Source organism: Pantoea sp. EKM20T (genome assembly GCF_011800485.1).
In the GTDB taxonomy this organism is placed as follows: domain Bacteria; phylum Pseudomonadota; class Gammaproteobacteria; order Enterobacterales; family Enterobacteriaceae; genus Pantoea; species Pantoea agglomerans.
In genome coordinates this window covers 401752-427789 of sequence record NZ_JAALFW010000001.1, presented here as the reverse complement: position 1 = coordinate 427789, position 26038 = coordinate 401752, and the positions used below count along the sequence as shown (strand labels likewise).

Below are 26038 nucleotides of genomic sequence, written 5' to 3'. Positions count from 1 at the left end.
CTGATGTTTGCATTCGCCGATTAATTTCTGGCGCTGTAGGATATTCAGCAAGTTTAAAAAAGGTTCATCCAGGGTAGATAAACACTGATGGCGGATTAGATTATATAAAAAGGTTGGTCAGGATGGTATCTTCGTACGCATAGAAACATCCTTCAGGAGGAATCTGATAAACAAATTTGAGCAAAATTTTCTTCAAATATTTTCTCAGCTAAAGATCTCATAAAACTAAAAGATATGCTTACCAGAGAATGTAAGTGTTAATTTTTTGTCCATTTTTAATTGCCTGCTTTGTTTTTTTTTACTCATTTAGAGTAGTGCGATTCTTACAAAAGCATAGTGTGTACATCGATAATCTGTATTTTTCGATAACAATCTGATAATAAACATTTAATAATTCTTCAGAAATCATTCCAATCTATAGATTATCTGTAATCTCATTATAAAAGGCGATTAAAACGGGGGAGCGCTACGCTAGCGGGGCAAAAGATCCTTTAAATATAGAAACGCGGATAATTATTGCCAGCAATACTGATCTGCCGCTCCCCAACCAGAAGCGGCATCCTTTTACCTCAACGCCACTAACCCGCAACCACACCCGACAAAGCCAGAACCTGCTTCTGTTTTCTTGCAGGCAGCTTATTCAGCTGCGCTAACGCGTTAACCAGCTGCTCATCGACCGGCTCTGGTGGTTTCACGGTCAGCACAATACGGCCCGCCGTGACTTTTACTTCTACTTCGGTGCCGGTGGTAAATCCGGCGGCAGCCAGCCACTGGCCTTTCATGATAATCGACGGAATACGCGCGTAACTGGGATACCGGCTGGCGTAACTCACCGTTAATTTGCGCTGGGAAACGGAAGGGGCTTCTGAATTTAAACCAACTGCATTACACTCTGACTCAGTCATGATCTCTATTCCTTTTCAATAGTGATTGTGATTAGCGATACAGGAGTGCTCCAACACCTCTGTATCGCGCTAAATACCTGTACATATAATCAACTATTGCAGGAAAAGTCCAGCTGAAAATCGATGTAAATCAGTGACTTTAATCATCTGATAAACAGCGAGTTTTACGATAACGATCTCAAAAAAATGCAATTAACTGAAAGCATTCATTGTTCGGAATATAAGAAAAGTCACAGGTGATATCTCGTCATAAATATCTGCCATTAGCCGTATTCAGTAAGCCCGCTATCAGTAACAGGTGCTTAACCCGCAGTGTGCTTAAGCAGAAAGTCGATTAACGTTTTTACTCTTTTCGTTTTACCCGCGCTTTTAGGATAATAGAGATAAACCGGCGGATAAGTTTTCCAGTAACGCTCCATCACCGGAATAAATGCCTCTTTATCCGGCTGTAAATTATGAACCGGTTCAAACAGTCGCCCGATACCCAGCCCGTTGCGAATGCCATCAGCCATCACCTCAATATCATTACTCATCAACTGACCCGGCATCTCAACGGTCAGCTGTTCGCCATGATGATCCAGAATCAGCGGCAGAATACGATTATTGGTGATAAACCGGTAACCGATAAGCCGGTGCTGATGCAGGTCAGACGGAGACTCTGGAATACCGAACGCTGCCAGATAGGCAGAAGAGGCATACAAACCTTCGCGAAACGGCTTCATCAGCGGTCGCGCCACCACGCCACCTTCCAGAATGTCGCCAAACCGGATCCCCAGATCAAAACGTTCATCAATGATGTTCACGGTGCCATCGTATACCGAAATTTCCAGCTGAATACCGGGATATTGCTGGCAGAAATCGGCCATCGCAGGTTTCAGCACCAGCAGATAGGCAAAGCGCGAAAGGGTGATTCTGACCAGTCCCGACGGTTCCTGATTCTGGTCACGGATGCTTTCCAGCGATTTTTCCAGCGAGGCTACCGCTGCTGAAGTTTGTTCCAGCAGCTGCTGTCCGGCATCGGTCAGCTCAATCCGGCGCGTGGTTCGCACAAATAGCGGATGACCGATGTGCGCTTCAAGTAGCTTCAGCGCCTTACTGACAGAGGGGGGAGTAATCTCCAGTTTGCGCGCTGCCGATGAAATATTCCCTTCGCGGGCGATGCTCTGGAAGATGCGTATCTGGTTATAGATGGCGTTGTTCACGGGATAATCCTGACACAATCGGGCTGCTTATTATTAGCCGCAGACTAAATATCTTTGAGTCAATAGTGGCCTAATCTTCACTAAATCGCGAGCATATACTCCTTATCAGTTCCCCCTGGCCGTGAATCTCAGGAGATTGATATGCGAATTTTGTGTCTGGATAAACCCGCCCCCGATGCCACGCTGGAAAAGTATCATCCTCATATGGCTGCCGAAGCTTTCCATGCCTGGAGTCTGCTTAAATCCGGTGCGCTACGCGATATTTACTACCGACAGGATCGACCCGGTGTCGCGATCTTCCTTGAATGCGACTCGGTGGAACAGGCTCAAAGCCTGCTGGCTGACTTTCCGCTAGCAAAATCCGGTCTGCTGAGTTTTGACTGCATCCCGTTAGGTGCATTCACCAACTGGGAAAGCCTGTTCGCTGCAGAGTATAAGCCTCAGCAAGAGGGCGCGACTCAATGATCAGTCGCAAACCGCTACCGTGTGTTGTCATCCGACAGGTGTCAGGGAGGCGGCGCAGTAAAAACGCCGCGTGAAGCGCTAACGGCAGGAAAGGCGGAAGCCGTAGCGAGTGGATTTGATTAAACGGTGCCGGACGGCAAAAAGTAACCAGCGCGTGATGGCATCGCCAACGCCTGGCTATCTGTTAAAAAATAGATGATTAAAAACTGAAAATGAAAAATATATTAATTATTTCCGGTCATCCTGACCTGAGCCATTCGGTCGGTAATGCTACCATTCTTAATGAAGTCGCTTCTGCGCTGCCTGATGCTGAAATCCGTCGTCTGGATGCACTTTATCCGGACAACAATATCAATGTCAGCGCCGAACAGGATGCACTGCTGAAGGCAGATATTATCGTCTGGCAATTTCCCTTCTCATGGTATTCGCTGCCAGGGCTCATGAAGTTATGGCTGGATGACGTATTTGTTCATGGGTTTGCGCACGGATCGACGGCCAGACTCGGCGGTAAAAAACTGATCCTCTCCTTCACCACTGGCGCACCGCAGGCGTTATACGCGGCAGATGGCGTCTTTGGTCATCAGCTGGAGGATTATCTGATTCAGTTTGAAACCACCGCCCGACTCTGCAATCTGGAGATGCAGAAACCGGTTTATACCTGCGGGATAAGCTATGCCAGTCGTAATGAAGCTATTATCACGCAGCAAATTGCTGCAGCAAAGCAACACGCGTCGCGATTAATTGCTCAACTTAATGCGGAACTCACGACGGCTTAATAGCCAGATGAAACAGAAATCGCGCCGGTTAATGCACCGAATGAATCGCAAATCACCTCATCCGATAATTAAGGCAGACCGTGAACAATATTACCGCTCTGACTCTGACTCTGCTGATGGCCGGCCCGGCATCGGCAGCCGCTTTAACAGAACCCACAAATCGTGTCATTAATCTGCATGAAATGGAAATTAAGGCCGGAAAAAACGGACAGTACGATGAAGTTGCCAGAGATAATATTACCCGTTCGCTGGCAGAGCAACCAGGTACGCTGGCGATGTATTCACTGAAACATAAAGAAAATGCTCATCAGGCTTATATGATTGAAATTTATGCGAGTGAAGAGGCATACCAGCAACATCTCAGTTCAGAGCCGTACCGGTCTTTTATTACACGCGCACCTGATCTTATCGGCCAGAAAAAGAGCGCCGTGCTGGAGCCGCAGTTTCTGGGTGATAAACCCTTCGTACAGAATAAAGAAACCATCAATAACCTGGTGATTGTTGACGTGAAACCGGCCGATCAGCAGGCATTCCGCGATATTGTGCTGCCTGAAATGGCAGAGTCACTGAAGGTGGAACCGGGCGTACTGGCGATGTATGCCGCGACCGATGCAAAAAACAGATATCGCTGGTTCTTCTATGAAATCTACGCCAGTGACGCCGCCTATCAGCAACACCGCGAAACGCCCCATTTTCGCGACTATATCCGGCTGACAGCTGAGATGACCGACCGCAAAGAGGCGATCCCCGTGGTGCCAGCTCTGCTGAAAAACCGTGGCGCTCTTAATGCTTTTGTTAACTGACCTTTACCAGGAAGCTGATCAGAGGATGAAAAAAGTGATTGCCGCCGCCGCGATCTCCATGATGCTGGCCGACCTGGCCGCTGCTGAACCCAAAAGAGGTGAAACTATGTTGAACGTTAATCCATCCAGCCTTTCGGTTGCCGACATTGAGTCCGTCTCTCCCGCACTGGCTCGTTTCGGACGTGAAGCGATAACCGACGATCTCTGGAAACGCGACGCACTTTCGATCCGAGACCGCAGTATCGTCACGCTTGCCATTCTCATCGCCCGCAACCAGCCTGCTGAGTTACAGCATTACGCTGGTGTGGCGCTCGATAGTGGAGTGACGCCTGCTGAAGTCTCCGAAATAATTACTCACCTGGCGTTCTATTCCGGCTGGCCTAATGCGATGTCCGCAATTGCGGTGACCAAAAATGTGTTTCAGGCGCGAGGCATTGGTGCCGATCAACTGGCCGAAGCCTCTCCGGCACTGCTGCCACTGAATCAGACAGCAGAACAGCAGCGTTCTGCAACGGTAGAGAAAAATGTGGGGCCGATCTCGCCCGGGCTGGTCAGATTCACCGCCGATCCGCTGTTTCTCAATCTGTGGCAGCGGCCAGCGCTACAGCCTCGAGACAGAAGTCTGGTGACGGTCAGCGCACTGATTGCTTCGGGACAAAGTGCGCAAATTAGCTACCATCTCAACCGGGCGATGGACAACGGATTGACGGCTGAAGAAGCGGGCGAGATTATCACTCAGGCCGCGTTCTATGCTGGCTGGCCAAATGCCTTTTCAGCGGTTCCGGTGGTGGGGGAAGTGCTGCGGGATCGCGCAGCAAAACAGGAATAACCCGCAGCGGGTGAGGAGCTCAGGTTTTACTTCACCCGCCGTTTCTTACGCCCGCCGGATACCGACAGAGATCCGGCAAAGTGCTGCGCCATTCTGGTGGTTTTTCCCCTCCCGCCGCAATGCCATGATGACCGCTCCAAACCCTCCACTTACGACAACCCGCCACCGGGCATAAAAACAGGGAGCACCGCGTCATGGAAAGTAAAAATCTGACAGATATTGCTGAAGACGATTCAGGCGGTGTGAAATATAAAGCAGTAATAAATTAAAGATGGGCAGGGCAGGACGCAGAAATTACATCGCGGAATAAATGAAATAAGCCGTGGCGGGCGCCACGGCTAATGTTTTATGCAGACTGCCACTCACTTTCAACATCCGCTTTGGCTTTAGAAAGGATGACTTTATTATCATCAACCTCTTTCACCCAGCTGAATGGAATAATGTGGTGTTTGCCGCCCGCTTCAGGATCGCTTTTCGCCAGCTTAATTTTGTCGTCGCCTTCGAAGTGGTCGACAATCCCGACATGTTCGCCATTCACATCAACAACCTGCGCGTGATCTAAAATTTCTGATTTATCTACCATGGTGGCTTAATCCTTATATTTAATGAGTTCAGTTGCCCTCAGACAAAACAAGCCTGGTTGTTAAATGCTGTTTTCGCCAGGGGATTAACAAAATGAAATAGTTCAGTGAACTGGACCTGGTCGCAGTTATTTATTTGCGGCAGGAGAATAAAGGGCATATAAGCGAAACCGCAAACAGAGCCGGAGTATCTGCAGCCACGGGTCTGCTGACCTCACTGCCTGCCACATCGACACCATCAGATTTGCCGCAATCGTCTGCCGCCTGTTCACCAATCAACGCTATGATAATCAGGTCAATCACCACGCCGCAGATCGCCTAGAACGCGGGCGGTTTAACTTACCCAAAGGAGTGCCTATGACAGCAGTCAGTTCCATTACCACTGAAGGTGGCGTCTGGATTAATCAGCCGCCGGTACACAGTCTGGATGGCGATACGCTGAGGTTCGAAACCGCGCTGAACAGCGATTTCTGGCAGCGTACCTGGTACGGGTTCGAACGGCACAGCGGCCACGCTTTTGGCTTCTGGGTGGAAAACGACTTTACCGTTCAGGTGCAGGTGAGGGCGGATTTCAGTCAGCTCTACGATCAGGCCGGGCTGTTTATTCAGGATAACGAAACGCACTGGGTTAAGGCGGGCATTGAGTTTAACGATGACCAGCCCGCCATTGGCAGCGTGGTGACGCGCGAGTTTTCCGACTGGTCTACCGGTGTGTTTCCCGGCGATGCGCGCCAGTTCTGGCTGCGTGCCACGCTGGAAAATGCGGCCTTAAGAATTCAGTACTCCACCGACGGCGTGAGCTGGCCGCTGTTACGGCTCTGCCCGTGGCCCGGTCAGGCGCGGCGGTTTGTCGGAGTGATGGGCTGCTCGCCTGAACGTGAAGGGCTGGCGATGAGTTTTACGGACTTCGCTATTACTCCACCGCTCGGCAAAGCACTGCACGATCTCTCCTGAGCCAGGCGGCGCATTGCATATCGTCGCAGAATCGGCTTAATTGTCAGGTCAGAATTTGCGGTGACGCGTCGCCCGTGCAAGACGACGCCTTAACAGGGAAAGCTATGCGTTGCGCCACCTCGTTTATCCCGCTGCTGGTCATCAGTTGCTGCGCCGGATGGGCACAGCAGGCCACTGCCGATACCGTCTGGCTGAATAATGGCGATCGGCTGACCGGTACGATTCGTTATCTCAGCGACGGCAAGCTGGGGATAGAGACACACTACGCCGGTACCGTCACGCTGGACTGGAGTGCGGTCAGTACGCTCGCCAGCGAGAATCCGGTGAATGTCGAAAACAAAAAGACCGGCGAACATTATCAGGTGCGGCTCTCCTCATCCGATCCCGGCTATGTCTGGGTGGAACGCAACGAGCAGGAGCAGCAGGTCTCTCTGCGGCGCATTGATGAGTTTATGAAAGCCAAAGTCCGCAGCGATCAGCTCGCCTGGACCGGCAACATCGATGCGGGCGTGAAGGTCAAAAAAGCCTCGACCAAAACTGACGACTACAGCTTCGCGCTCAACACGAAACTGAATCAGGGAAAATGGCGTCATGATATCGGCGCGACCTACAATCGCGAGCAGGAAAACGAGAACATCAATACCGATAACTACAGCCTGCGCTACGCCTTTGACTATCTGGTCAGAGAGCAGTTCTTCTGGCAGACCCGCGCCACCTACAAGCGCGACTGGGTGGAAAATCTGTCACGTCAGGCGCTGATCGGCACCGGGCCTGGTTATCAGTTGTGGGACACCGAACTCAGCGCGTTCTCACTCTCGGTGCTGGGCGGTGCCTTTGAGTATGGCTACAGCGATGACCGGGAAGAGCGGCACTTTGGCGGCTCGCTGCGCTGGAACTATCAGCGCTATCTGCTGGGCAAGTCGGTCACGCTTTACAGCAATGGCGATGTTGGCCATTCGCTGGATGATGACGGCGTATTTATGCTGGATGCCGAAGTCGGGCTGCGCTACAGCCTGACTTCGTGGTCAACGCTGCATGTTGGCTATCACCGTAATCTGGTCAGCGGCATACCCGATACCCTGAACGAAGGCATTTTCTCCACCGGATTAGGGCTGAAGTGGTAAGCCGCTGATCGAACAGCGTCGCAGCAAATCCTTACGGTTTTTATCCGGTTACAGGCGCGGGATTGGCTAAGCTGCATGTATTGTCACAACGGGAAAGCAGAAGATGATCGTAAGCAGCAGGGTGTATCGTCCGGGATGCGCGGGCGAAGAGGTCGAAGTCGATGATATCAGTGAAGTGATCAAAGAGCCGGAGGCGTTTATCTGGCTCGGGTTGTGGCAGCCAGACGCTGAGTTTATGGCGAAGATTAAAGAGGAGTTCGGCCTTCATGAACTGGCGGTTGAGGATGCACTCAATGCCCATCAGCGACCTAAAATTGAACATTATGGCGAATCGCTGTTTATCGTGGTGAAAACGGTGTGCGCTAAGGATGACAGCTGCGAACTGGGCGAAACGCATCTTTTTGTCGGAAAAAACTTCCTGATCAGCATCCGTCACGGCGCCTCTGAAAGCTACACCCCGGTGCGGCAGCGGGCGGCTGAAAACCCGGCGCTGCTGAAGTTTGGTCCCGCTTATCCGCTCTATTGCCTGCTCGATTTTATCGTTGATCGCTATGCCGAATTGTCCACTTCACTGAATGAACGGGTCGGGCAGATGGAGAACGATCTCTTCACCAGCGAATTTGATCGCAAGTCGGTGCAGTCGGTCTACACCGTGCGGCGTCATCTGCTGAAACTGCGCAACGCGGCGCTGCCCGTAGAGGAGATCTGCAATCAGCTGATCCACCTGCATGAAGATCTGATCCCGCGTCCGCTGCGCGCCTACATCCGCGACGTGCAGGATCACGCCCGGCATGTCGTCACCGACGCGGAAGATATGCGCGAGATGCTGACCAGCGCCATGCAGGTCAATCTGGCGCTGGTGACGGTGCAGCAGAATGAAGTGGTGAAAAAGCTGGCAGGCTGGGGTGCGATCCTGGTGATCCCGACCGTGGTCTTCAGTATGTATGGCATGAACTTCGAGCATATGCCGGAGCTGAAGTCGCTGTATGGCTATCCGCTGGCGGTTGGGCTGACCCTGCTGGCCTGCGGCGGGCTGTGGGCCAAACTGCGTCGCTCCGGCTGGCTGTAAACGGCAGGATGCGGTGCCAGATTGTCCCGGTGAAAAGGTCACGACCCGCCAGATAGTGAACCGATACTGTCTGGCTATGCTTAACGCAGCGTGCAGTTTTTGTTCCTGAGCCAACAGTGTGTGAGGTCACGGTGAAAAAAGAGGATAGCAGCGGTCAGGCAGTACCGATTCAGGAAAACCTCCGCTGGATACGCCGTGAATGGCTGATTCAGCGTATCGGTGAATACGTCCTGATTGCGCTGGTGATTCTGGGTGCGTGCGGACTCTTTTCCAAAGGCGTGCTGAGTAACGGCAGCGCCCGCTCGCCGGACGGGACCATCCAGGTGGAGTATGAACGGTTTGGCCGGGTTGAGAGCAATATGGATATGCGCATTCGCTACAACGCACCGGTAACCGATCGCTTTACCGTTACGATTGGCGGTGGTGCCCTGGATAACCTGCAAATCCAGACGCTGCAGCCTCAACCGCTGGAGGCGGTGACGATTGGCAGCGATCTGCGGCTGACCTTTTCGGCCCGCAACACCGGACCGGATCACGCGATCTGGCTTGGCCTGCAGCCGCGCAATGCGGGCCGCATTCACGTCACTATTCATGGTGACGGCCATGCCCCGGCCCGTTTTACCCAATGGATTTATCCCTGACAGAGGCGCTTTATGGAAACGGTATTACGTGCCGCAGCGATCTACCTGGTGCTGATGGTCGTGTTCAAAATTGCCGGCAGACGCACTCTGTTGCAGATGACCTCTTTCGATCTGATTCTGCTATTGATCATCAGTGAAGCAACTCAGCAGGCGCTGCTGGGCGACGATTTTTCTGTTACCGGCGCGGCGCTGACTATTATCACGCTGGTAGCGATTGATATTGTGCTGGGCAAACTGAAAAGTCGCTTTCCGGTGGTGGAGCAGGTGATCGATGGCGGCCCGGTGATCCTGGTCGAGAATGGTAATCTGCTGACTGACCGCATGAAGATGACCGGCATCAGTCCTGATGATGTGCTGGAAGCGGCGCGCTCCGGGCAGGGCCTGGAGCGATTTGATCAGATTAAATATGCGGTGCTGGAGGTTAACGGGCATATCTCGATTATTCCCCGAGCCGATAAAGAGTCCTGAGGGGCGTTCGCCCTGGCCTGACAGGAGAGCGCCCGTGCCGGAGCCGCGCAGGTTACACACGCCTGAAATATCCTCATCCCCTTGCTGCAGCAGGCCCTGAATGCATTACAGATCCTCATTGCGTCACGCTGCGCTTGTTATGCCGCTTCCCTTGTAATCCTGTCGATTTCGTTCAGACTGAGTATTCCACTCATGCTTTATCATCAGAGCTGGCCTGACTATCAATCAGCGTTATGCTTTTACAGTCAGGATTAAATGAATGAATTTACGCGATTTACCTTCTACCCGGTTACCGGCTGGCATATTGGTCCCCTGAATACCCATCAGGCACTGGTAGTGAAATTCGGTTATATCGATCCCAATGCCCCGCGTGAAAAGGGCCCGCAGGAGACCCTGTTTCTGGGTCTGACCCTCGAAATGGCGAAAAAGCTGGTCGCCAATCTTTCCGAACACATCGACTACGCTGAAAAAAAGAGCACCCAGCACTAGTTTCTCACCGCGATCGATTACCGCGCCCACCGTAGGGCTATTTTGCTGCGCTGTCGCCCGGTGCATAAACCCGCAGTGCACTGGCGATCAGGCGAAAATGTGCGGGTGTCTGACCGATAATCTCACCATCTGCATTGATGTAATGGGGACGGCGCGTCTCAATCGTCAGCTCCGTGGCGCTGAATGCCCGCACGTTACGCCAGCGACCGTGAGTGCCGCGCCGCAGAAAGGGCAGCAGCGCAATGAGCTGCCAGCTATGCTGCAGCTCCAGACTGTAGACATCCAGTAACCCATCGTCCGGTGCGGCACGCTGTTCCACTGTCATGCCGCCCCCATAAAAGCGTCCATTGCCCACCGACACCTGAACCGTTTTGATCGGCGTCCGGTGGCCCTGATGCATCAGCGTGGCGCTGAAGGGACGGCTCTGCCGCAGCACCCGCAAAGCCGCCAGGGCATAACCGCCCACTCCCCAGCGTTTTTTCGATTCCGCCGTGAGGTTGCGCGCCAGTTCCACCGAAAAGCCGATGCTGGAGACGTTCAGAAACAGGTGCTGATTCACTTCACCCAGGTCCACTGCGCGCAACTGCCCGTCAGCGATAATCTTTATCGCGGACTCCAGGCTGGCAGGAATGCCCAGCGTGCGGGCAAAATCGTTGGCGGTGCCCAGCGGTAAAATGCCCAGCGGCAGGCCGGTCTGCATCAGTCCTGGCGCGGCCGCATTAAGCGTGCCGTCGCCACCGCCGACGATCACCGCATCAACGCGATGGGCATACGCCGCGATTAATTCGCTGTAGCTGCGGGTATCATCTCCGGCCGGTTGCAGCAGGGTGAACCCGGCCTGAGCCAGCAGCGACTGTGCGCGGCTGGCCTCGGCGCGTCCTTTGCGCGAGCGCTGATTAATCAGCAGCAGGGCAGTTTTCTCCTGTTGAGACATACTTTTGCGTTATCCCGATGTCAAAATGGCTGTAACGAGACGGCAAGTACAGCACTGGCCTGACCGGTGAACAACCCTGCTTGCGCTACTTTACGTAACCTGTTGAGTGCCATAAGCGGCGATAAAGATCGTCTACACTGCTAAGGGTCAGATCCACACTGAGGAGTTGCGATGACAGAACACGAATTCAGAAAATTGTTAGCCGAACAGGGTTTTGACGAGCCTCTGTTGATTGAGCGTGCAGCCGCCGCCCAGCTTGATAATCATGTACATCCCTTTGAAGCACTGGCACTGATTCTGAGTGGTGACATCACCATCAGTACCGAACAAGGCGATACCACCTATCATCCCGGTGAGACATTTCATCTGCAGCCAAATGAACTCCATCGTGAGGCGTTCGGGTCGCAGGGCGTACGCTATCTGGCGGGACGTAAATATGAGTGACTGGCAATCAGCATGAAGGTTTCTGACGATCTTTTTACCCGGCTGTCACGCTCGCCGTTCCGCCAGCGCTTTCGTCTGGGACGCGCGGAATATGATTATGCGAGCAGCAAAGGCGAGCCGGTATTGCGCCAGCACGCCGCTGAGTTTGTGGCACAGCGGCTGGCGCCTGCGCAGCCTGAAAATGATGGCAAGCAGACGCCGATGCGCGGCCACCCGGTGTTTATCGCTCAGCACGCCACCGCAACCTGCTGTCGTGGCTGTCTGAGTAAGTGGCACAACATCGGACAGCACCAGCCGCTGAGCGCGGAGCAGCAGACCTATATAGTGACGGTGTTGCTGCAGTGGATCACTCATCAGATGCAGCAGCCTGCACCGCCTGCTCGCGTCAGCCGAAGCCAGCCGAAACCGGATGAAAATCCGCAACTCGCACTTTGGTAATGGACGAAAAAGCTACAACCGGCGGCTTTTTCTGGTGAAAACTGGCCCTTTTTCATTCCTGGTTTATTCTTAAATCTTTCCTGGGAACACTATGCCAGGATTAAAACCTACACGGCAACGATTCATACAGAGGGAATTATGAAGAAATCAATTATTGCACTGTCTGCTATTTTGCTGGCCTCGCCGGTATTTGCTGCTACCACTACAGACAACACCGTTGCGGAAGCGCATAAAGGCGCCGATACCGCGAAGGAAAAACTGCATCAGACCCAGAACGAAGGCAAAGAGCTGAAGCTGAAGTCTGAGCACGCCGCTGAAGGCAAAAGCGATACCACCGGCAGTAAAATCACCGAAGGTACGCAGAAAGGCTGGCACAAAACCAAAGAAGGCACTGAGAAAGGCTGGGATAAAACCAAGCAGGGTGCTGAAGATCTGAAAAACAAAGCGACTAACTAATTCGCGGCTGTTTTGAGGTTAAAAAAAACCCACCGAAAGGTGGGTTTTTTTATGGTTGGGAAATTCTGGCTTTGGATTGCTGCTGGATCGAGCCTGCTCAGGGTACTGGGTCAGATCGGAAAGACGCAAAGGCCGTCATCCATGACATGCTCGGCCCGCGCCGTCCTGGCGCGGGACGCTTTCCTCTTCTGACCCAGAACCCTGCGCGTTGTGAGCTTATTCATTGCTGTCAGAGTAAACCTGATTCAACCAGGTAAGCTGCCTGTAACCCACTGAAAAGTAGGTTTTTTATGGGTGACGCGGATTACGCTTTCTTTTCCGCTGTTTCTTTCTCCGAGGCGGCTAACGCAGAGACTTTCCTTTCCGTCTCTGCAGCCGCATCGGCGGAGGCCGCCGCCGCTTCAGCCGCAGCCTCTGCCGCAGTATCAGACTGTTTCTTACCTTCTTCGATAAACTCTTCGTCGATGGCTTCGATGTTTTCGCGGTTATCGCGTCCGGAGAGCAGGTTCCAGCAGGCGATAAACAAGGCGGCAATCACCGGACCGATAACAAAACCGTTGATGCCGTAGATTTCCATGCCGCCCAGCGTGGCGATCAGAATCAGATAGTCAGGCATTTTGGTGTCTTTGCCGACCAGCAGCGGACGCAGGATGTTATCCACCAGTCCGACGATCACTACGAAGAAGCCCACCAGGAACAGCCCTTTCCACAGTGCACCGGTGGCGAAGAAGAAGATCGCCGCAGGCACCCAGATAATGGCGGAACCGACTGCCGGAATAAGGGAGAGGAAGGCCATCAGCGCGCCCCACAGCAGGCTGCCGTCGATACCGGTAAACCAGAATGCCAGCCCGCCGAGAATACCCTGAACAATACCGACCACCACCGTGCCTTTCACCGTCGCGCGCGCCACGGCCGCAAACTTCACCATCAGGTGATGCTTCACGTAGGTTGAGAGCGGCAGCGCTTCCAGGATCAGATGCACCAGATAGGAGCCATCTTTCAGCAGGAAGAACAGCAGATAAAGCATCACGCCAAAGCCGACGGTGAAGCTGAACGTCCCTTTACCGATGATAAAGGCGCTGCCTGCCACATACTGACCGCCCTTAAGGGCAAACGAGGAGAGCTTCTGCTGAATCTGTTCGGCGTTATCCAGGTTGTTTTCAGCCAGATAATGTTTTGCCCAGCGCGGCAGATGCTGCAACAGATCGGCGAAGACCGCCGGGAACTGCGCCGAATTGGTCTGCAGTTTGTGATAGACCGCGTTGGTTTCGACCACCAGCGATGAGGCGATAATAGCCAGCGGCGTGAACACAATCAGACAGATACAGAGCAGGGTAATCAACGCGGCCAGGCCATTGCGTTCGCCCATTCGGACCCGCAGATACGTTTTCAGCGGATGGAAAATCACCGCCAGAATCGCCGCCCATAAAATCGGCGAGAAATAGGGCGAAAGCACCTCGAAAAAACCGAGGGTGGCGATAGCCAGAATCAAAATGAAAAACCCGATGTTCAATCCTTTAAAACGCATGGAAAAACCTCATCTCGAACAACTCTGATAAACCCGACGCGCGAATTTTCTGTGTCTGGCTTTGCTTATGCGGCGGCCTCGATCACTGATTATCGGTCAGGCTTTGCTTTTTAAACGCTGCTGATGACAGCATCATGCTGGCTAACTCTTTGAAAGGTCTGGCAGAAGTGATGAACGGGCAATGTGCGTTCGCTGCGTGACTTCCTATAGGTAACACGCTGCAACTGACAGCAGCGCGCTGAATCCTACATTAGCGTAGCGGTTTCGACCATTATTGGTAGGTCAGAGACTCATGATCCCGGGGGATGCTGCCGATAACAATATTAACTGGATAAAAAACAGGCAGTGAAAAATGAGTAAACAGAGCGTTTTAATTGTCCTGCTGACGCTGGTATTAAGCGGCTGCGCCACCAAGCAGTATCCGCAGGCGTCCGCGGTCACCCCGGAAGAGACGGCGATGCTGAATTGCAGCGCGCTGGATCAGGAGCTGGTGAAAGCGCACAGCGTGCAGAGTGATATTGAGCAGACCGGCCAGTTCGATGCACTGACCGTGCTGGGCTTTGTCGGGGATTTCGGGCTGGGCAATGGCATTGCGAAATACAATGCCAGCCAGAAGGCGGAGCGGCGACTGACGCAGTTGCAGTCGCTGAAAGCCGCGAAGTGCAGCCAGCGGCTTTCGTAGCGACTGCGCCGGGTCAGCCGAGCGTCCGTTCGCTGACATGCTGCAGCCGGACATTTTCGGCGGCGCGTTTACCGGCAAGGAAGGCGTGATCCGAGTTGTAATATTCCCACTCGCTGTAGCGGCCTGACAGATGAATGTCCTGGGTCAGCAGCCACTGGCGGATCAGCGCCACGTTAGCGCTGCGCGCATGGTCATAGACCACGTAGGCGTAGGGCATATCGACCTCTGAGGCACAGAGCAGCGGATCGTCCGCGGTGATCATGCCAACTCTGATGCAATCCTGACGGCAGCGCTCAATCAGCGCATCCCCCGCCAGCGGCAGCGGATTGGCCGCGTTATAGGTGATTTCGCAGGTTAAGCCGAAACCGCCCGGCGGGTTGCAGTGCGGACTCGCATTGCCCTGCACAAAGATGCGGTGAAACAGCGTATCGCCAGGATAGTAAATCCAGTGCTTTTCGGTCAGGTCGGCGCGGCCAATTCCCAGATTAACGCAGCGCACCGAGACAAACTGCAGCTGCTGCGCCGCCCGTTGCACACTATCCGGCACTTCATCGCCCATCAGTTTAATCAGCTCCGGCAGCGGCATGGTGCTGATCAATTGTTCATAAAGGTAGTGGCGGCCATCCGCCAGCAGCGCGACGTGCGCCTGCGGGTAGAGGCGGGTCAGGGTGGCATCCGTTTCCAGCGTACATTTCAGGTGCGGCAAAAAGCCGGACATCAGCGCCTGGAAGCCACCGCGCAGCGGATAGCCGAAACGGGCGTTGGGGCCAACCGGTTTCGCCAGCGGTTGCAGCGCGCCATCAATGATCTGCGCCAGATCGGGCAGCGGTACGCGTCCGCCCAGCCATGAAGTTTCCATGTCGGTCAGCGGCACCTTCCACAGTTTCTGGTTGTAGGGCAGGGCAAAGTGACGCGCGATGCCTTTGCCCCAGGTGCGCATAATGAAGTGCTGGAAATCCTCTTCGCCTTCCACCACGCCTGTGCTGCTGCCCTCATCGGGGATCGCGCCATCTGCGCAGCAGTCCCGCCGTGCCCGCGCCCGATCCAGTGGCACCGCGGCGGCGGCCGTTTCGCCATAACGCGCCTCGATAGCGCCCAGCACGCACTCTTTTACCACCTCGACCGGCAAGCCGTGCAGCGCGGACTGGAAGGGATAGCGGGTATAAACGCCGTCGCTGTAGACCCAGGCTTCACGCGCCTGCCAGTGCAGGTTGTCGCCCAGCAACATCTCATACAGCTGCAAGACGTAGGGATCCTGCGAGAACATAATGTGACCGGCATAGTCGAAGGTAAAACCCTGATCGTCAATCGAGCGGCACCAGCCGCCAGGCGTGGCATTTTTCTCCAGCAACACTGCGCCTTCGCCATAGTGATAACCGGCGCTCAGCCCGGTTGGCCCGGCTCCGATAATCAGGCAGGGCACGGCTTCACTCTCCAGCATCAATGGGGTTAACGGCGTGATATTCGCCTGCGCGCTGCCCTGGCTAGCCGACCTTAGTGCGGGCTGACGCTGCGTCAGCGCCTGCTGGATCAGTCCATGAATCTGTTCAGCGGTGCGATCCCATGAGGTGGCATCGACCTTTGCCTGCATCCGTCCCGCCAGCGCCAGCCGTTCTGCGGCACCAATCGCCATTGCCTGTTCACAGGCGGCAATAAATTCAGCGGGGCTCTCTGCCACCGCCACTTCCTCTGCGTAATGCCGCGCTACGTCAATAATCGCGGTACTGACAATCGGCAGCTGCGCCGCCATATACTCCAGCACCTTGGTCGGTGAGATGAAGCGGGTCGAGGCATTGATGGCAAACGGCATCAGACAGACATCCCAGCCCGCCAGAAACTGCGGCAGCGCCTGATAGGGCTGCTGTCCGAGCCAGTGAATATTGTCGCGCTGCGGCAGGCTGGCGGGATCAATTTTTACCACCGGCCCGACCATAATGATCTGCCATTCGGGGTGGCTGTCCGCCAGCGCCGCAATCAGCGGCAGGTCTATGCGCTCATCCAGCACGCCGTAATAGCCAAGACGCTGTGCCGGAATTGCATCCTGCATCGGATGTCGATTGCTGCGATCGCGCGCCTGCTCAAAGTGGATAGCATCAACGCTGCTGGGAAAGCAGTAAACCTGAGGATGTTTGTCACGCTTCGCTTCATAGAGGCTGGTGCCGCCGGTAAAGACCAGATCGGCGCGGGTCATCAGCGCGGATTCGCGCTGCTGTAGCTGGCGCGGTGCATTCTGAAAAGCGGAAAGCTCATCCATGCAGTCGTAAATCACCAGTGACGGATCAAAAGGGGTCAGCAACGGCAGCGCCATCGGCGTATAGAACCAGATCAGCGGCTGTTCATCTTCCTCCAGCAGCGGCGTCAGCAGCAGCAGCAGCGAGGCGATCTGGCTGTCGTGGAAACCAGGCGCGTCGCTGTCGGTATGCGGCTGGATCACCGTGATGTTAGCGGCAGGCGAGCTCTGATGCAGACCCTGTGGCCCCGCCTGCCAGACCGGCTCTTCGACAAACAGCACGCGATAGTGCTGTGCCAGTCGTGTCAGTAGCTGCTGCGGACGCTGAAAAACAAATCCCCAGCGTAAATGGCTGAAAACAATGAGAACAGGTGGTTTCATAGGGTGCTCCTGACAGGGGTGTTTTGAGGAGTGGATGTGCTGCAAAAAGCGCTGCGCCTGACGTAATGCGTCGGCATAAGGCTGCTGTAGCTGGCGGGCATAGGGATCGGCCCCCAGCAGATCGAGATCCCACAAACCGCTGCGGGTCCAGAAAGTCGTCTCCTCCCATAAGGGACGATCGAGGATCGGATAGAGGCAGATGCCGTGCAGCTCAACGCCTGCCAGTTGCGCCTGCGCAACCTGCGCGGCGATCTCAAGGATCCAGCTTCCGCGTCCGCTGCCGACGTGGCTGGTTTCCGCCAGCAGCAGTGGCCGCTGATAACGCTGCCAGACCTGCTGCAGCATCCGATGCAGCGGCAGGCGTCGGCTGTCGCCCAGATGCCAGTAAAGCCGCCGGTTTGATCCCTGCTCCCACTGATTGTCGTGGTAGTAATTCACGCCAATCAGATCGAGATAGCGTGGGGCGCCGCCCAGTTCCGGGTTAAGCCTGCCGCTCAGCATGTCCCACGCCTGAAACTGGGTGTCACACATCTCACGTGCCAGCACATCGCTGGCCGGATCGGCGGGATCGGGCACGATATGGATCAGTGGATCACAGTGCAGCAGACGGGCTCGCGGATCGGCCAGCCAGATGGCATCACAGGCTGCCAGCGTAGCGCGCACCAGCTGCTGCTTGGCGGCATCCGCCCGATCCGCTTCAGGGATCGCCTCACAGGTGAACAGCCCTACCGAGATACCCCAGCTGACAAAGGAGATCTCATTCATCGGAGAGTAGACTGGCGCCTGCTGATACCAGGGGGCCAGGAAGCGGGCCAGTGCGCCACAGAAGGCGGCGAAACGGCTGACAAAGTCGTGGTCAAACAGGCTGACGCCAGCGGGCCAGCCGTAGTGGCAGATTGTCCAGCTCAGCTGAATGCCCTGCTGCTCTGCGGCCTGCATCCGGGCCGCGACCGTCGAGAAGTCATAGCGGCCATCGTGCTCACATAACCGCCAGCCGACGCTTTCGCGCACTGTGCGAATGGAAAAGGGGGCCAGCGCGGCATAATCTTCTGCTGCACGCGCCTGATGCTGGTTAAGATCGTTCATCGACAGCGCAAGGCCGGCAGGATTGATATGATCGGCACCTTCGTAGCCGGCCTGCCAGAAACTGGAAAAGGGCGTCATGGCATCTCCCGAAAAAAAGCAACACGCTTCCCGCTGACGAGCCGTCGTGAAACGGGTCAGGGCGTTAGGGTATGCATTGCAGACTGATCGATCTGACCACTCTGAACGGACGGGCGATCCATGCCATAAGCCACAGACACTGAGTTGCAGGCATCAGGGCCTGTCGCGGTGTGGACGAGTGAGATAGCAGGTATAGGCCAGTGACGCTATCGGCAGAAAAAGGCTGGCTTCTCTGGATGTTGAAAGGTTTTGCGGAAGCCTTACTGGAAAGTATAGGCAGTAAGGTTTGGTTCGCAATTTATTGAAGTAAAAGAAAAAAGCGCAGCGGTAAAAATTATCCAGCCAGAAACAGGAAGTTTTAGCATGCGGTTTTGCGAACGGCCCGATAAGCGCAGCGTGAATAGTGTCAGCGCCATTTTCAGCTTTGTTAACCTTTTCCTCAACATGCAGAGAGGTCAGACTCGCCCACTTTCGCGTTACAGCTTCGCTTGCCTTTTGGCGGGCTGGCGACAAGATTTACTTATCACTGGGCTGAATCTGCGGGTCATCAACGGGTGATGCGACGATGCGCGCCCCCTAAAACAGGATGTTTTACAGACTATGTTCTCATTCGACTGGCACCGTTTCTTACTTAACGATCAACCGGCCACCTTTTTGTTTGAGGTGGTGGTACGGGTCATGATCGCTTATCTGGTGGTGTTCACCTTTCTGAAAGTCTCAGGACGACGCGGCGTGCGCCAGCTGTCGCTGTTCGAGCTGGTGGTGATCCTGACGCTGGGTTCCGCGTCCGGTGATGTGACATTTTACGATGATGTGCCGGTACTGCCGGTCATTATGGTGTTTGTAGTCCTGCTGGCGCTCTACCGCTTCACGACCTGGCTGACGGCGCACAGCCCGCGCTTTTCACGGCTTATTCAGGGCGACGTGATTACCCTGATTAAAGAGGGATTGTATGTGCTGGAGAGTCTGGATCGTCTGAATATTTCTGAAGATGAGTTTTATATGGAGTTACGGCAGAGTGGTGTGGAGCATCTGGGGCAGATCCGGCTGGCGCTGGTGGAGGTCGATGGTCAGCTCAGCCTCTATTTCTACGATGACGATGAGATGCGCGCCGGGTTAAGCGTACTGCCCCCTGAGCACCGGCAGGATTACAGCACTGTACCGGTCAGCGCGCTCTATGCCTGCACCCATTGCGGCCAGACGCAGATCATTGAGGCTGAGCAGCAGGCTGTCTGCCCGCGCTGTCAGCGACAGCGCTGGTCCGCGGCACTGACCGTGCGTCGGGTGCATTAATCGCCAGCATCCGCTCCGCGTTCAGGACTTGTCGCGTTTGCATCAGCCGGGTTAACGTCGGCGAAGCAGGCGCTGAGCGGGCGCTTTTGCTGTCCCCCGGCAGCGAAATTATCCGCACTTAGCCAGGCACTCAGGGCGCGCTGAACATCTGGCCATTCACGGTCAATAATTGATAGCCAGTCGGTATCGCGATTACGCTGTTTACGCGTCATAACCTGACGAAAACGGCCCTCAAAGCGGAACCCCAGCCGTTCTGCTGCGCGTCGTGATGCGATATTGGTTGAATCACAGCGCCACGCCACTCGCCGATAGCCGAGCGAGAAAGCCTGTTGCAGCAGCAGATAAATCGCCTCGCTGCCAATGACACTGCGCTGCATCAGCGGCGACCAGGTGACGTGACCGATTTCAACAGTGCCGTGTCCCGGCTCAATGCTGGCGAAGCAGACCACGCCGCAGGGCTGCTGATTTGGCGAGCAGACCGTGAAGGACACCAGGGCCGCATCCGCCACTTTATCCGCAATCCAGTGCTGCATCTGCGGCAGAGAGGCGGGCCGCTCTGCGCTCAGCCAGGTCCAGTCGCGATCATCCGGTGCCAGCATAAATGCCTGCAATAGCGGTTCTGCATGATCGATGCTTAGCGGCAGGAGAAGGCAGTGCTGACCCGTGAGTGGCATACAGGGTGGTCTGGTGACCGGTTGCCAGTCGGGCAGAGCCTCACCGACCGGCTGATCAAACTGATTGAGGTTCAATAGCATTCTCCTGAAAGAAAACGGACGGTTAGCCGGGAAACTTATGATGCCGGGCTGACGGACTATCCTGAACCGCGGTTAAACCCGTCGCAGCTTGTTCCCGCTTACCACATAACTTTGCCTGTTACTGACAGAAAATGAAAACCCTTCGGGCAGCATAGCGGCACCATTACCAAAGAGGTGTGCGTATGAAAGTGAGGCTGGCCAGTGCATTACTGTTTTTGCTGTTATCGTTTGGCGCGTTTTCACAACAGGTTATCAGCGAAAGTCATCCCCATTCACGCAGTGCGCGATGGCTGGAGCAGAGCAGTCAGGTTGATACGGCGGATTCGCCGGATGAACATCTGCTGGAGAGGCGGGAGTGGCGAAGCAGCCTGCAACGCAAGCCGTTCTGAGATGAGATCCCCGGCGGAAAACAGCCGGGGAGCCAGGGTTAAGCGTTTCAGACCCGTTGTGAAATTATATTGTGGCCTGTGTCGCTGCCATGCCAGGCACCAGAATCACCTTGCGGCACTCCTCTTCGCGTTTGGCGAAAATATCGTAGCCACGCGCAGCATCTTCCAGCGGCAGATGGTGGGTCACAATCTCTTCTGGCGTCAGATGACCCTGTTCGATCAGCTTCAGCAGGTCGGGCAGATAAGCGTGTACGTGGGTCTGTCCCATCTTAAAGGTCAGCCCTTTGTCAAAGGCGTCACCAAACAGGAAGCCGTGAATGAATCCGGCGTAGACGCCCGGCACGCTGACGATACCGCCACGCCTTACTGCGGCAATACACTGACGTAACGCTTTACCGCTGCTGCCTTCCAGTTTGAGATTGGTGAGCACGGTTTCGGTCATGCTGCCTTTTGCCTCGAATCCTACTGCATCAATCACTGCATCCACACCGCGATTTCCGGTGCTGTGTTCGATAATCCAGCCGGCCGGGTCATCGATCTCATCGAAGTTAATCGGGATAACACCGTAGCGCTCACGGGCAAAGTTTAAGCGGTAGTTGTTGTGGTCGATCATGTAGATCTGTTCGGCACCCTGCTGTCGGGCGCAGGCGGCACTGAGCAGGCCAACCGGTCCGGCACCGAAAATCGCCAGGCTGGAGCCGGGTTTCACCTCGGCGTTTTTCACCGCCTGCCACGCGGTGGGCAGAATGTCTGACAGGAACAGCACTTTCTCATCCGACAGTACCGACGGCACTTTAAACGGGCCGGTATTGGCTTTCGGCACCCGGACATATTCCGCCTGTCCACCAGGCACACCGCCATAGAGTTTGCTGAAACCAAACAGGGCCGCGGGCGGCGTGATGTTTTTCCGGTTCAGGATGGCACCCCGTCCGCTGTTGGTATTTTCACAGGCAGCATACTGGCTCATCAGGCAGAAAAAACAGTCGCCACAGGCGATAACAAACGGGATCACCACCCGATCGCCTTTGGCCACGGCGGTCACTGCGCTGCCTGCTTCAACCACTTCGCCCATAAACTCATGACCAAAGATATCTCCGTGCCCGGTACCGGGGATTTTGCCGCGGTAAAGGTGCAGGTCTGAACCGCAAATAGCGGTGGCGGTCACACGCAGAATAATGTCATCTGCGGCTTCCAGACCGGGATCGGGAACGTTATCGACGCTGACTTTATGGGGGCCGTGATAAGTTAATGCTTTCATCTGTTCATCTCCTGATGATTAGGGGACGGCGGCCAGGCCAGAAGGCGTGGCCACGCACGGGAAAGACTCAGGAAACCTGAAATCGAAACCTGCCTGAAGTGTAGTAATCCTTTAAGGAGTAAGCAGAGCGGTGCAGCAGGCTGGTCAGTTTCAGCCGGGCTGACAGGGCGGCTGAACCTGCGTTGTGGCGACCGTTACGGCTCGGGTGTCGGGTTGCCAGAGAGCGAGGTCGGCAAACGCACGACGATAAACCGTGTCGATTTGTGCCGGAACCTGTTCGATGTAGTGCCAGGCATGCTCACGCGTTTCACCGGTGAGTTGCTGCAGATAGTGCCGCGCGTCGTCCAGCGTCGGGATCTGGCCTTCGACACCCGCCATGCGGGCAGGCAGACCGGTCCAGATCAGACCTTCTATGCCTTTGGTCTTAGCCCACTCTGCCAGTGGTCCCGCTGAGGTCGCCGTCACCGTCATCATCCCGATGCCATCGATACGGCTGTCCGGAATGGCCTCACGGAGGCGCAATGCGCGGCAGGCGCTCTCAAGTGAGGCGGTATTCAGCCAGGCCCAGTACACTGGCACCGGGCTGGCGTTGAGGCAGATCGCGGTCGACAGCTCGCCGCCGTCAGCGATGCGCACAAACTCAATCGGTAGCTCAGGACCATCATGATGCCACTGACTGGCCACCGGCAATGCGCCAGCTTTCCAGATTAACGAACCCCATCCGAGGCAGGCAATTTTCATTCTCTTCTCCAGTGCACCTGTCGGCGTGATCGCGACAGAATCTGTTTAAGCGTAGCCCGTTGCGCTGATCCGTTACAGGGATCACCTTTTTAGGGGCGGTAAAACCGCCACAAAGATGGCATGATCGCCGCGCAGTCACTTTGCACAACCTGACGATTTTTTCAGCAATCCATGCGTGTTTATCTGCACGGCTTGAACTTTTATCGTCAGGTAGTGTAAAAAGTGGCGCACGCAATCGATTACCTATGCACGGACGGGTCAGCATCACATTGACTGATCCGGTTGCAGCTGAGGCGCAGAGTGGGGCGGACATTTGCCTGCCTGACGGCTCAGGTTACTGGCGGCTTTTAAAACGGAAGATCTGATGAAAACCACGCAAACTGGCACGCTGGGCGCGCTTGAGAGTGACGCCGATACGGGATGGCGTAAAACCGACACCATGTGGATGCTGGGTTTATACGGCACGGCGATTGGGGCGGGTGTGCTGTTCCTGCCTATCAATGCTGGCGTCGGCGGGCTGATCCCGCTGATCATCATGGCGATACTGGCGTTTCCGCTGACCTTTTTTGCGCACCGCGCCCTGACCCGATTCGTTCTCTCCGGTAAAAATCCGGCCGGGGATATCACCGAGGTGGTCGAGGAGCATTTTGGCGTTGGTGCGGGCAAGCTGATTACGCTGCTCTATTTCTTCGCTATCTACCCGATTCTGCTGATGTACAGCGTAGCGATCACCAACACGGTTGAGAGCCTGATGGTGAATCAGCTCGGCCTGGTGCCGCCACCGCGTGTGCTGCTGTCGCTGCTGCTGATTGTCGGACTGATGACCATTGTGCGTTTCGGCGAGAAGATGATTGTCAAAGCGATGAGCGTGCTGGTTTATCCCTTTGTGGCGGTGCTGATGCTGATGGCCTGCTATCTGATCCCGCACTGGCACGGCGCTGTGCTTTCGACCCTGAACGTTCAGCCCGCGGGCAGCAGCCTGTGGATGACGCTGTGGCTGGCGATTCCGGTGATGGTCTTCTCCTTTAATCACTCGCCGATTATCTCCTCATTCGCGCTGGCAAAGCGGGAAGAGTATGGCGATGCCGCAGAGAAAAAGTGTTCGCGCATTCTGGCCTGCTCGCACCTGATGATGGTGGTGACGGTGATGTTCTTTGTCTTCAGCTGCGTGCTGAGCCTGTCGCCTGAAGATTTACACGCCGCCAAGGCGCAGAACATCACCATTCTTTCCTATCTGGCGAACCATTTTAAGGTGCCGATGATCGCCTGGCTGGGACCGCTGATTGCCATTGTGGCGATCACGAAATCGTTTCTCGGTCACTATCTTGGCGCGCGCGAAGGATTTAACGGCATGGTTAATAAGGCGCTGCGCAGTCGCGGCAAAACCATCGCGCCCGCCAGACTGAATCGCCTGACCGGACTCTTTATGCTGCTGACGACCTGGCTGGTGGCAACGCTGGATCCCAATATTCTCGGCATGATTGAGACGCTTGGCGGGCCGGTCATTGCGATGATTCTGTTCCTGATGCCGATGTACGCTATCCAGAAGGTACCCGCGATGCGGAAGTACAGCGGTCACATCAGCAATCTGTTTGTCGTGCTGATCGGACTTATTGCCATCTCCGCAATCTTCTATTCGCTGGTGAAGTAACACTTAGCGCAACAGGCGCATCTCAATCCCCCTGGGATGCGCCTGCCATTCTGCCCGCCCTTCGCCATTCTCTCCGTGCACCTCCACGTATTCAGCGATATCGCTCCCTGATTTAAGCCCGCTGCCGCGTTGTTAATGCCGCCTCTCAGACGCATCTGGTTAGCAATAGTTACATTTGGTACTTATCAGCATGGTAGAGTTAACGCGAATAATTATTATTCCCTAAAAGGACAGGAGAAAAATGAAAATCGGGATAGTTGCTGCCACCACACTTTTACTGTCAACCGCCTGTGCGGCTACCACCTATCCGGTCACGGTGACCGATATGGATGGTCAGAAAATTACGCTGCAAAAAGAGCCGCAGCATGTGATTTTACAGGATGGGCGTGACGTGATGGCGCTGGCATTACTGGATCGCCAGAACCCGTTTCAGCGTGTCGTTGCCTGGAACAACCTGCCGAAAAAGCAGGATACCCAGACCTGGGACCTGCTGAAGCAGCGCTGGCCGCAGGCGGCATCGATTGTTGATATGGGCTTTAACGATCAGGGGCAGGTCAATCTGGAGAGCGTGCTGGCGAAGCAGCCCGATCTGATGATTGCGCAACTGCGCGCCAAACCGGCCCTGACGCAGTCAGGCGTGCTCGCCACCCTGAAAAATCTCCATATCCCGGTGCTGTTCCTTGATGTTGAACTTCATCCGAAAGAGAACACCCTGAAGAGCGTGAAAGTGCTGGGCACCGTTCTGAATCGCGAAGCCGAGGCGAAAGCCTACGCCGATTTTTACCAGCAGCGCTGGCAGATGCTTCAGCAGAAGATTGCGCAGGTGCCCCACAAGCCAACCGTGTTTATTGAACCGATTGCCGGTAACAGCGACAACTGCTGCTTTACCCACGGTCATAACGGCTGGGGCGCGCTGGTGGAAGCGGTCGGTGGCAAGAATATCGGTTCTGCACTGCTGCCCGGCAGCTCAGGATTTGTGTCGCTGGAGAAGATTATCGCCATGAAGCCGGACGTCTATATCATGACCGGCTCTAAACGCCCGAACAGTAACGTGCTGCCGTTTGGTTACGGTGCCAGTCAGACCGACGTGACCGCCACCTTTAACCGCCTGCAGAGCCGCACCGGTCTGGAGCAGATCGAACCGGTGAAACAGAAGCGGGTGTATGGCGTTTATCACCATTTTTATAATCACCCTTACAACATTATCGGCATGGAAATTCTGGCAAAAGATCTCTATCCGGAAGTGTTCCGCGATCTGGACCCGACGGCTGATTACCACCACATCGTGACGCACTTTACCGGGTTACCGGATGCGCCAGTGATCCTCAGCACGCCATAACCGCAAAAATGTCAGGGTGCGTTTCAGCATCCTGACTTTTCATCGGCCA

The 26038-nt window shown here is 55.0% G+C and carries 27 protein-coding genes; 18 read left to right on the top strand and 9 right to left on the bottom strand.

Features of this window, described 5'->3' with window-relative positions; genetic code table 11:
* Nucleotides 1-578: 578 nt before the first annotated feature.
* Nucleotides 579-905, bottom strand: a complete 327-nt coding sequence (locus tag HFD94_RS02065; protein WP_022626076.1) for a SymE family type I addiction module toxin — start codon at nt 903-905, stop codon at nt 579-581.
* 302 nt (nt 906-1207) lie between these two features.
* The gene (locus HFD94_RS02060) at nt 1208-2107 is read right to left on the bottom strand and encodes a LysR substrate-binding domain-containing protein (RefSeq protein WP_122889118.1); all 900 of its coding nucleotides are present in this window, start codon (nt 2105-2107) and stop codon (nt 1208-1210) included.
* 141 nt (nt 2108-2248) lie between these two features.
* Between HFD94_RS02060 and HFD94_RS02055 the strand changes: the two genes are divergently transcribed.
* The 4 genes from HFD94_RS02055 to HFD94_RS02040 all read left to right on the top strand — a co-directional run bounded on the left by HFD94_RS02055 (nt 2249) and on the right by HFD94_RS02040 (nt 4980).
* Nucleotides 2249-2572, top strand: a complete 324-nt coding sequence (locus tag HFD94_RS02055) for a superoxide dismutase (RefSeq protein ID WP_122889117.1) — start codon at nt 2249-2251, stop codon at nt 2570-2572.
* A 212-nt stretch (nt 2573-2784) separates the two neighbouring features.
* The gene (locus HFD94_RS02050) at nt 2785-3348 is read left to right on the top strand and encodes an NAD(P)H-dependent oxidoreductase (RefSeq protein WP_033766663.1); all 564 of its coding nucleotides are present in this window, start codon (nt 2785-2787) and stop codon (nt 3346-3348) included.
* Nucleotides 3349-3428: 80 nt separating this feature from the next.
* Nucleotides 3429-4151 (top strand): putative quinol monooxygenase, encoded by a 723-nt coding sequence (locus tag HFD94_RS02045; protein WP_122889116.1) that lies wholly within the window; start codon nt 3429-3431, stop codon nt 4149-4151.
* A gap of 25 nt (nt 4152-4176) precedes the next feature.
* Nucleotides 4177-4980, top strand: a complete 804-nt coding sequence (locus tag HFD94_RS02040; protein ID WP_122889115.1) for a carboxymuconolactone decarboxylase family protein — start codon at nt 4177-4179, stop codon at nt 4978-4980.
* Between the two features lie 346 nt (nt 4981-5326).
* On the opposite strand, the gene HFD94_RS02035 is transcribed toward HFD94_RS02040, so the two are convergent.
* Nucleotides 5327-5563, bottom strand: coding sequence for a DUF2171 domain-containing protein (locus tag HFD94_RS02035; RefSeq protein WP_003854080.1), 237 nt, complete (start codon nt 5561-5563; stop codon nt 5327-5329).
* A 355-nt stretch (nt 5564-5918) separates the two neighbouring features.
* Here HFD94_RS02035 and HFD94_RS02030 point away from each other — a divergent pair, with 355 nt between their 5' ends.
* From HFD94_RS02030 to HFD94_RS02005, 6 genes are all read left to right on the top strand, one after another.
* Nucleotides 5919-6515 (top strand): DUF1349 domain-containing protein, encoded by a 597-nt coding sequence (locus HFD94_RS02030; protein ID WP_050498552.1) that lies wholly within the window; start codon nt 5919-5921, stop codon nt 6513-6515.
* Between the two features lie 104 nt (nt 6516-6619).
* Nucleotides 6620-7639, top strand: coding sequence for a DUF481 domain-containing protein (locus HFD94_RS02025; protein ID WP_010259026.1), 1020 nt, complete (start codon nt 6620-6622; stop codon nt 7637-7639).
* A gap of 103 nt (nt 7640-7742) precedes the next feature.
* Nucleotides 7743-8708 (top strand): magnesium and cobalt transport protein CorA, encoded by a 966-nt coding sequence (locus tag HFD94_RS02020; RefSeq protein WP_010259025.1) that lies wholly within the window; start codon nt 7743-7745, stop codon nt 8706-8708.
* 131 nt (nt 8709-8839) lie between these two features.
* A complete protein-coding gene (locus HFD94_RS02015) occupies nt 8840-9349 on the top strand; it encodes a hypothetical protein (RefSeq protein ID WP_228379703.1) in 510 nt (169 codons plus the stop codon).
* A gap of 12 nt (nt 9350-9361) precedes the next feature.
* The gene (locus HFD94_RS02010) at nt 9362-9817 is read left to right on the top strand and encodes a DUF421 domain-containing protein (RefSeq protein ID WP_010671255.1); all 456 of its coding nucleotides are present in this window, start codon (nt 9362-9364) and stop codon (nt 9815-9817) included.
* A 255-nt stretch (nt 9818-10072) separates the two neighbouring features.
* The gene (locus HFD94_RS02005) at nt 10073-10306 is read left to right on the top strand and encodes a hypothetical protein (protein ID WP_010259022.1); all 234 of its coding nucleotides are present in this window, start codon (nt 10073-10075) and stop codon (nt 10304-10306) included.
* A 37-nt stretch (nt 10307-10343) separates the two neighbouring features.
* Here HFD94_RS02005 and HFD94_RS02000 read toward each other — a convergent pair whose 3' ends face one another.
* Nucleotides 10344-11240 carry a lipid kinase gene (locus tag HFD94_RS02000; protein ID WP_122889113.1) on the bottom strand — a complete coding sequence of 299 codons (897 nt, stop codon included), beginning with the start codon at nt 11238-11240 and terminating at the stop codon, nt 10344-10346.
* A 171-nt stretch (nt 11241-11411) separates the two neighbouring features.
* Between HFD94_RS02000 and HFD94_RS01995 the strand changes: the two genes are divergently transcribed.
* The 3 genes from HFD94_RS01995 to HFD94_RS01985 all read left to right on the top strand — a co-directional run bounded on the left by HFD94_RS01995 (nt 11412) and on the right by HFD94_RS01985 (nt 12578).
* Nucleotides 11412-11684: a cupin domain-containing protein gene (locus HFD94_RS01995; protein ID WP_010259018.1), complete on the top strand. Its 273-nt coding sequence runs from the start codon at nt 11412-11414 to the stop codon at nt 11682-11684.
* Between the two features lie 12 nt (nt 11685-11696).
* Nucleotides 11697-12122 (top strand): DUF4186 domain-containing protein, encoded by a 426-nt coding sequence (locus HFD94_RS01990; RefSeq protein WP_060679626.1) that lies wholly within the window; start codon nt 11697-11699, stop codon nt 12120-12122.
* 138 nt (nt 12123-12260) lie between these two features.
* Complete coding sequence (locus tag HFD94_RS01985) at nt 12261-12578, top strand: hypothetical protein (RefSeq protein WP_010259015.1); 318 nt, start codon at nt 12261-12263, stop codon at nt 12576-12578.
* A gap of 304 nt (nt 12579-12882) precedes the next feature.
* Here the strand turns inward: HFD94_RS01985 and HFD94_RS01980 are convergent, their stop codons facing one another.
* Nucleotides 12883-14106 carry an AI-2E family transporter gene (locus tag HFD94_RS01980; protein ID WP_033756854.1) on the bottom strand — a complete coding sequence of 408 codons (1224 nt, stop codon included), beginning with the start codon at nt 14104-14106 and terminating at the stop codon, nt 12883-12885.
* Nucleotides 14107-14458: 352 nt separating this feature from the next.
* On the opposite strand from HFD94_RS01980, the gene HFD94_RS01975 reads away from it, so the two are divergent.
* Nucleotides 14459-14788, top strand: coding sequence for a hypothetical protein (locus HFD94_RS01975; RefSeq protein WP_010259013.1), 330 nt, complete (start codon nt 14459-14461; stop codon nt 14786-14788).
* Nucleotides 14789-14801: 13 nt separating this feature from the next.
* Here the strand turns inward: HFD94_RS01975 and HFD94_RS01970 are convergent, their stop codons facing one another.
* Nucleotides 14802-18563 carry an NAD(P)-binding protein gene (locus HFD94_RS01970; protein WP_122889112.1) on the bottom strand — a complete coding sequence of 1254 codons (3762 nt, stop codon included), beginning with the start codon at nt 18561-18563 and terminating at the stop codon, nt 14802-14804.
* A gap of 600 nt (nt 18564-19163) precedes the next feature.
* Here HFD94_RS01970 and HFD94_RS01965 point away from each other — a divergent pair.
* Nucleotides 19164-19856 carry a DUF421 domain-containing protein gene (locus HFD94_RS01965; RefSeq protein WP_167432722.1) on the top strand — a complete coding sequence of 231 codons (693 nt, stop codon included), beginning with the start codon at nt 19164-19166 and terminating at the stop codon, nt 19854-19856.
* Here the strand turns inward: HFD94_RS01965 and HFD94_RS01960 are convergent.
* On the bottom strand, nt 19853-20605 hold the full coding sequence (locus tag HFD94_RS01960; protein ID WP_010671262.1) for a GNAT family N-acetyltransferase: 753 nt from the start codon (nt 20603-20605) through the stop codon (nt 19853-19855). The two genes, HFD94_RS01965 and HFD94_RS01960, sit on opposite strands and share 4 nt — an antisense overlap.
* Nucleotides 20606-20793: 188 nt before the next feature.
* Between HFD94_RS01960 and HFD94_RS01955 the strand changes: the two genes are divergently transcribed.
* Nucleotides 20794-21000 (top strand): hypothetical protein, encoded by a 207-nt coding sequence (locus HFD94_RS01955; protein ID WP_122889111.1) that lies wholly within the window; start codon nt 20794-20796, stop codon nt 20998-21000.
* A 64-nt stretch (nt 21001-21064) separates the two neighbouring features.
* Here the strand turns inward: HFD94_RS01955 and HFD94_RS01950 are convergent, their stop codons facing one another.
* Together HFD94_RS01950 and HFD94_RS01945 are read right to left on the bottom strand one after the other, a co-directional pair.
* Complete coding sequence (locus HFD94_RS01950) at nt 21065-22258, bottom strand: zinc-dependent alcohol dehydrogenase (protein ID WP_010259005.1); 1194 nt, start codon at nt 22256-22258, stop codon at nt 21065-21067.
* A 150-nt stretch (nt 22259-22408) separates the two neighbouring features.
* On the bottom strand, nt 22409-22999 hold the full coding sequence (locus HFD94_RS01945; RefSeq protein WP_033771112.1) for a hypothetical protein: 591 nt from the start codon (nt 22997-22999) through the stop codon (nt 22409-22411).
* A gap of 364 nt (nt 23000-23363) precedes the next feature.
* Here HFD94_RS01945 and HFD94_RS01940 point away from each other — a divergent pair, with 364 nt between their 5' ends.
* On the top strand, nt 23364-24650 hold the full coding sequence (locus HFD94_RS01940) for an HAAAP family serine/threonine permease (RefSeq protein ID WP_122889110.1): 1287 nt from the start codon (nt 23364-23366) through the stop codon (nt 24648-24650).
* Nucleotides 24651-24891: 241 nt separating this feature from the next.
* Complete coding sequence (locus HFD94_RS01935; RefSeq protein WP_033756865.1) at nt 24892-25989, top strand: ABC transporter substrate-binding protein; 1098 nt, start codon at nt 24892-24894, stop codon at nt 25987-25989.
* Nucleotides 25990-26038 lie beyond the last annotated feature (49 nt).

What these genes read in the sequence shown, in the direction of transcription:
- HFD94_RS02065 (WP_022626076.1), bottom strand. Translation starts at nt 905, where the DNA reads ATGACTGAGTCAGAGTGTAATGCAGTTGGTTTAAATTCAGAAGCCCCT.
- HFD94_RS02055 (WP_122889117.1), top strand. Translation starts at nt 2,249, where the DNA reads ATGCGAATTTTGTGTCTGGATAAACCCGCCCCCGATGCCACGCTGGAA.
- HFD94_RS02050 (WP_033766663.1), top strand. Translation starts at nt 2,785, where the DNA reads ATGAAAAATATATTAATTATTTCCGGTCATCCTGACCTGAGCCATTCG.
- HFD94_RS02040 (WP_122889115.1), top strand. Translation starts at nt 4,177, where the DNA reads ATGAAAAAAGTGATTGCCGCCGCCGCGATCTCCATGATGCTGGCCGAC.
- HFD94_RS02035 (WP_003854080.1), bottom strand. Translation starts at nt 5,563, where the DNA reads ATGGTAGATAAATCAGAAATTTTAGATCACGCGCAGGTTGTTGATGTG.
- HFD94_RS02030 (WP_050498552.1), top strand. Translation starts at nt 5,919, where the DNA reads ATGACAGCAGTCAGTTCCATTACCACTGAAGGTGGCGTCTGGATTAAT.
- HFD94_RS02025 (WP_010259026.1), top strand. Translation starts at nt 6,620, where the DNA reads ATGCGTTGCGCCACCTCGTTTATCCCGCTGCTGGTCATCAGTTGCTGC.
- HFD94_RS02020 (WP_010259025.1), top strand. Translation starts at nt 7,743, where the DNA reads ATGATCGTAAGCAGCAGGGTGTATCGTCCGGGATGCGCGGGCGAAGAG.
- HFD94_RS02010 (WP_010671255.1), top strand. Translation starts at nt 9,362, where the DNA reads ATGGAAACGGTATTACGTGCCGCAGCGATCTACCTGGTGCTGATGGTC.
- HFD94_RS02005 (WP_010259022.1), top strand. Translation starts at nt 10,073, where the DNA reads ATGAATGAATTTACGCGATTTACCTTCTACCCGGTTACCGGCTGGCAT.
- HFD94_RS02000 (WP_122889113.1), bottom strand. Translation starts at nt 11,240, where the DNA reads ATGTCTCAACAGGAGAAAACTGCCCTGCTGCTGATTAATCAGCGCTCG.
- HFD94_RS01995 (WP_010259018.1), top strand. Translation starts at nt 11,412, where the DNA reads ATGACAGAACACGAATTCAGAAAATTGTTAGCCGAACAGGGTTTTGAC.
- HFD94_RS01990 (WP_060679626.1), top strand. Translation starts at nt 11,697, where the DNA reads ATGAAGGTTTCTGACGATCTTTTTACCCGGCTGTCACGCTCGCCGTTC.
- HFD94_RS01985 (WP_010259015.1), top strand. Translation starts at nt 12,261, where the DNA reads ATGAAGAAATCAATTATTGCACTGTCTGCTATTTTGCTGGCCTCGCCG.
- HFD94_RS01980 (WP_033756854.1), bottom strand. Translation starts at nt 14,106, where the DNA reads ATGCGTTTTAAAGGATTGAACATCGGGTTTTTCATTTTGATTCTGGCT.
- HFD94_RS01975 (WP_010259013.1), top strand. Translation starts at nt 14,459, where the DNA reads ATGAGTAAACAGAGCGTTTTAATTGTCCTGCTGACGCTGGTATTAAGC.
- HFD94_RS01970 (WP_122889112.1), bottom strand. Translation starts at nt 18,563, where the DNA reads ATGACGCCCTTTTCCAGTTTCTGGCAGGCCGGCTACGAAGGTGCCGAT.
- HFD94_RS01965 (WP_167432722.1), top strand. Translation starts at nt 19,164, where the DNA reads ATGTTCTCATTCGACTGGCACCGTTTCTTACTTAACGATCAACCGGCC.
- HFD94_RS01955 (WP_122889111.1), top strand. Translation starts at nt 20,794, where the DNA reads ATGAAAGTGAGGCTGGCCAGTGCATTACTGTTTTTGCTGTTATCGTTT.
- HFD94_RS01950 (WP_010259005.1), bottom strand. Translation starts at nt 22,258, where the DNA reads ATGAAAGCATTAACTTATCACGGCCCCCATAAAGTCAGCGTCGATAAC.
- HFD94_RS01945 (WP_033771112.1), bottom strand. Translation starts at nt 22,999, where the DNA reads ATGAAAATTGCCTGCCTCGGATGGGGTTCGTTAATCTGGAAAGCTGGC.
- HFD94_RS01940 (WP_122889110.1), top strand. Translation starts at nt 23,364, where the DNA reads ATGAAAACCACGCAAACTGGCACGCTGGGCGCGCTTGAGAGTGACGCC.
- HFD94_RS01935 (WP_033756865.1), top strand. Translation starts at nt 24,892, where the DNA reads ATGAAAATCGGGATAGTTGCTGCCACCACACTTTTACTGTCAACCGCC.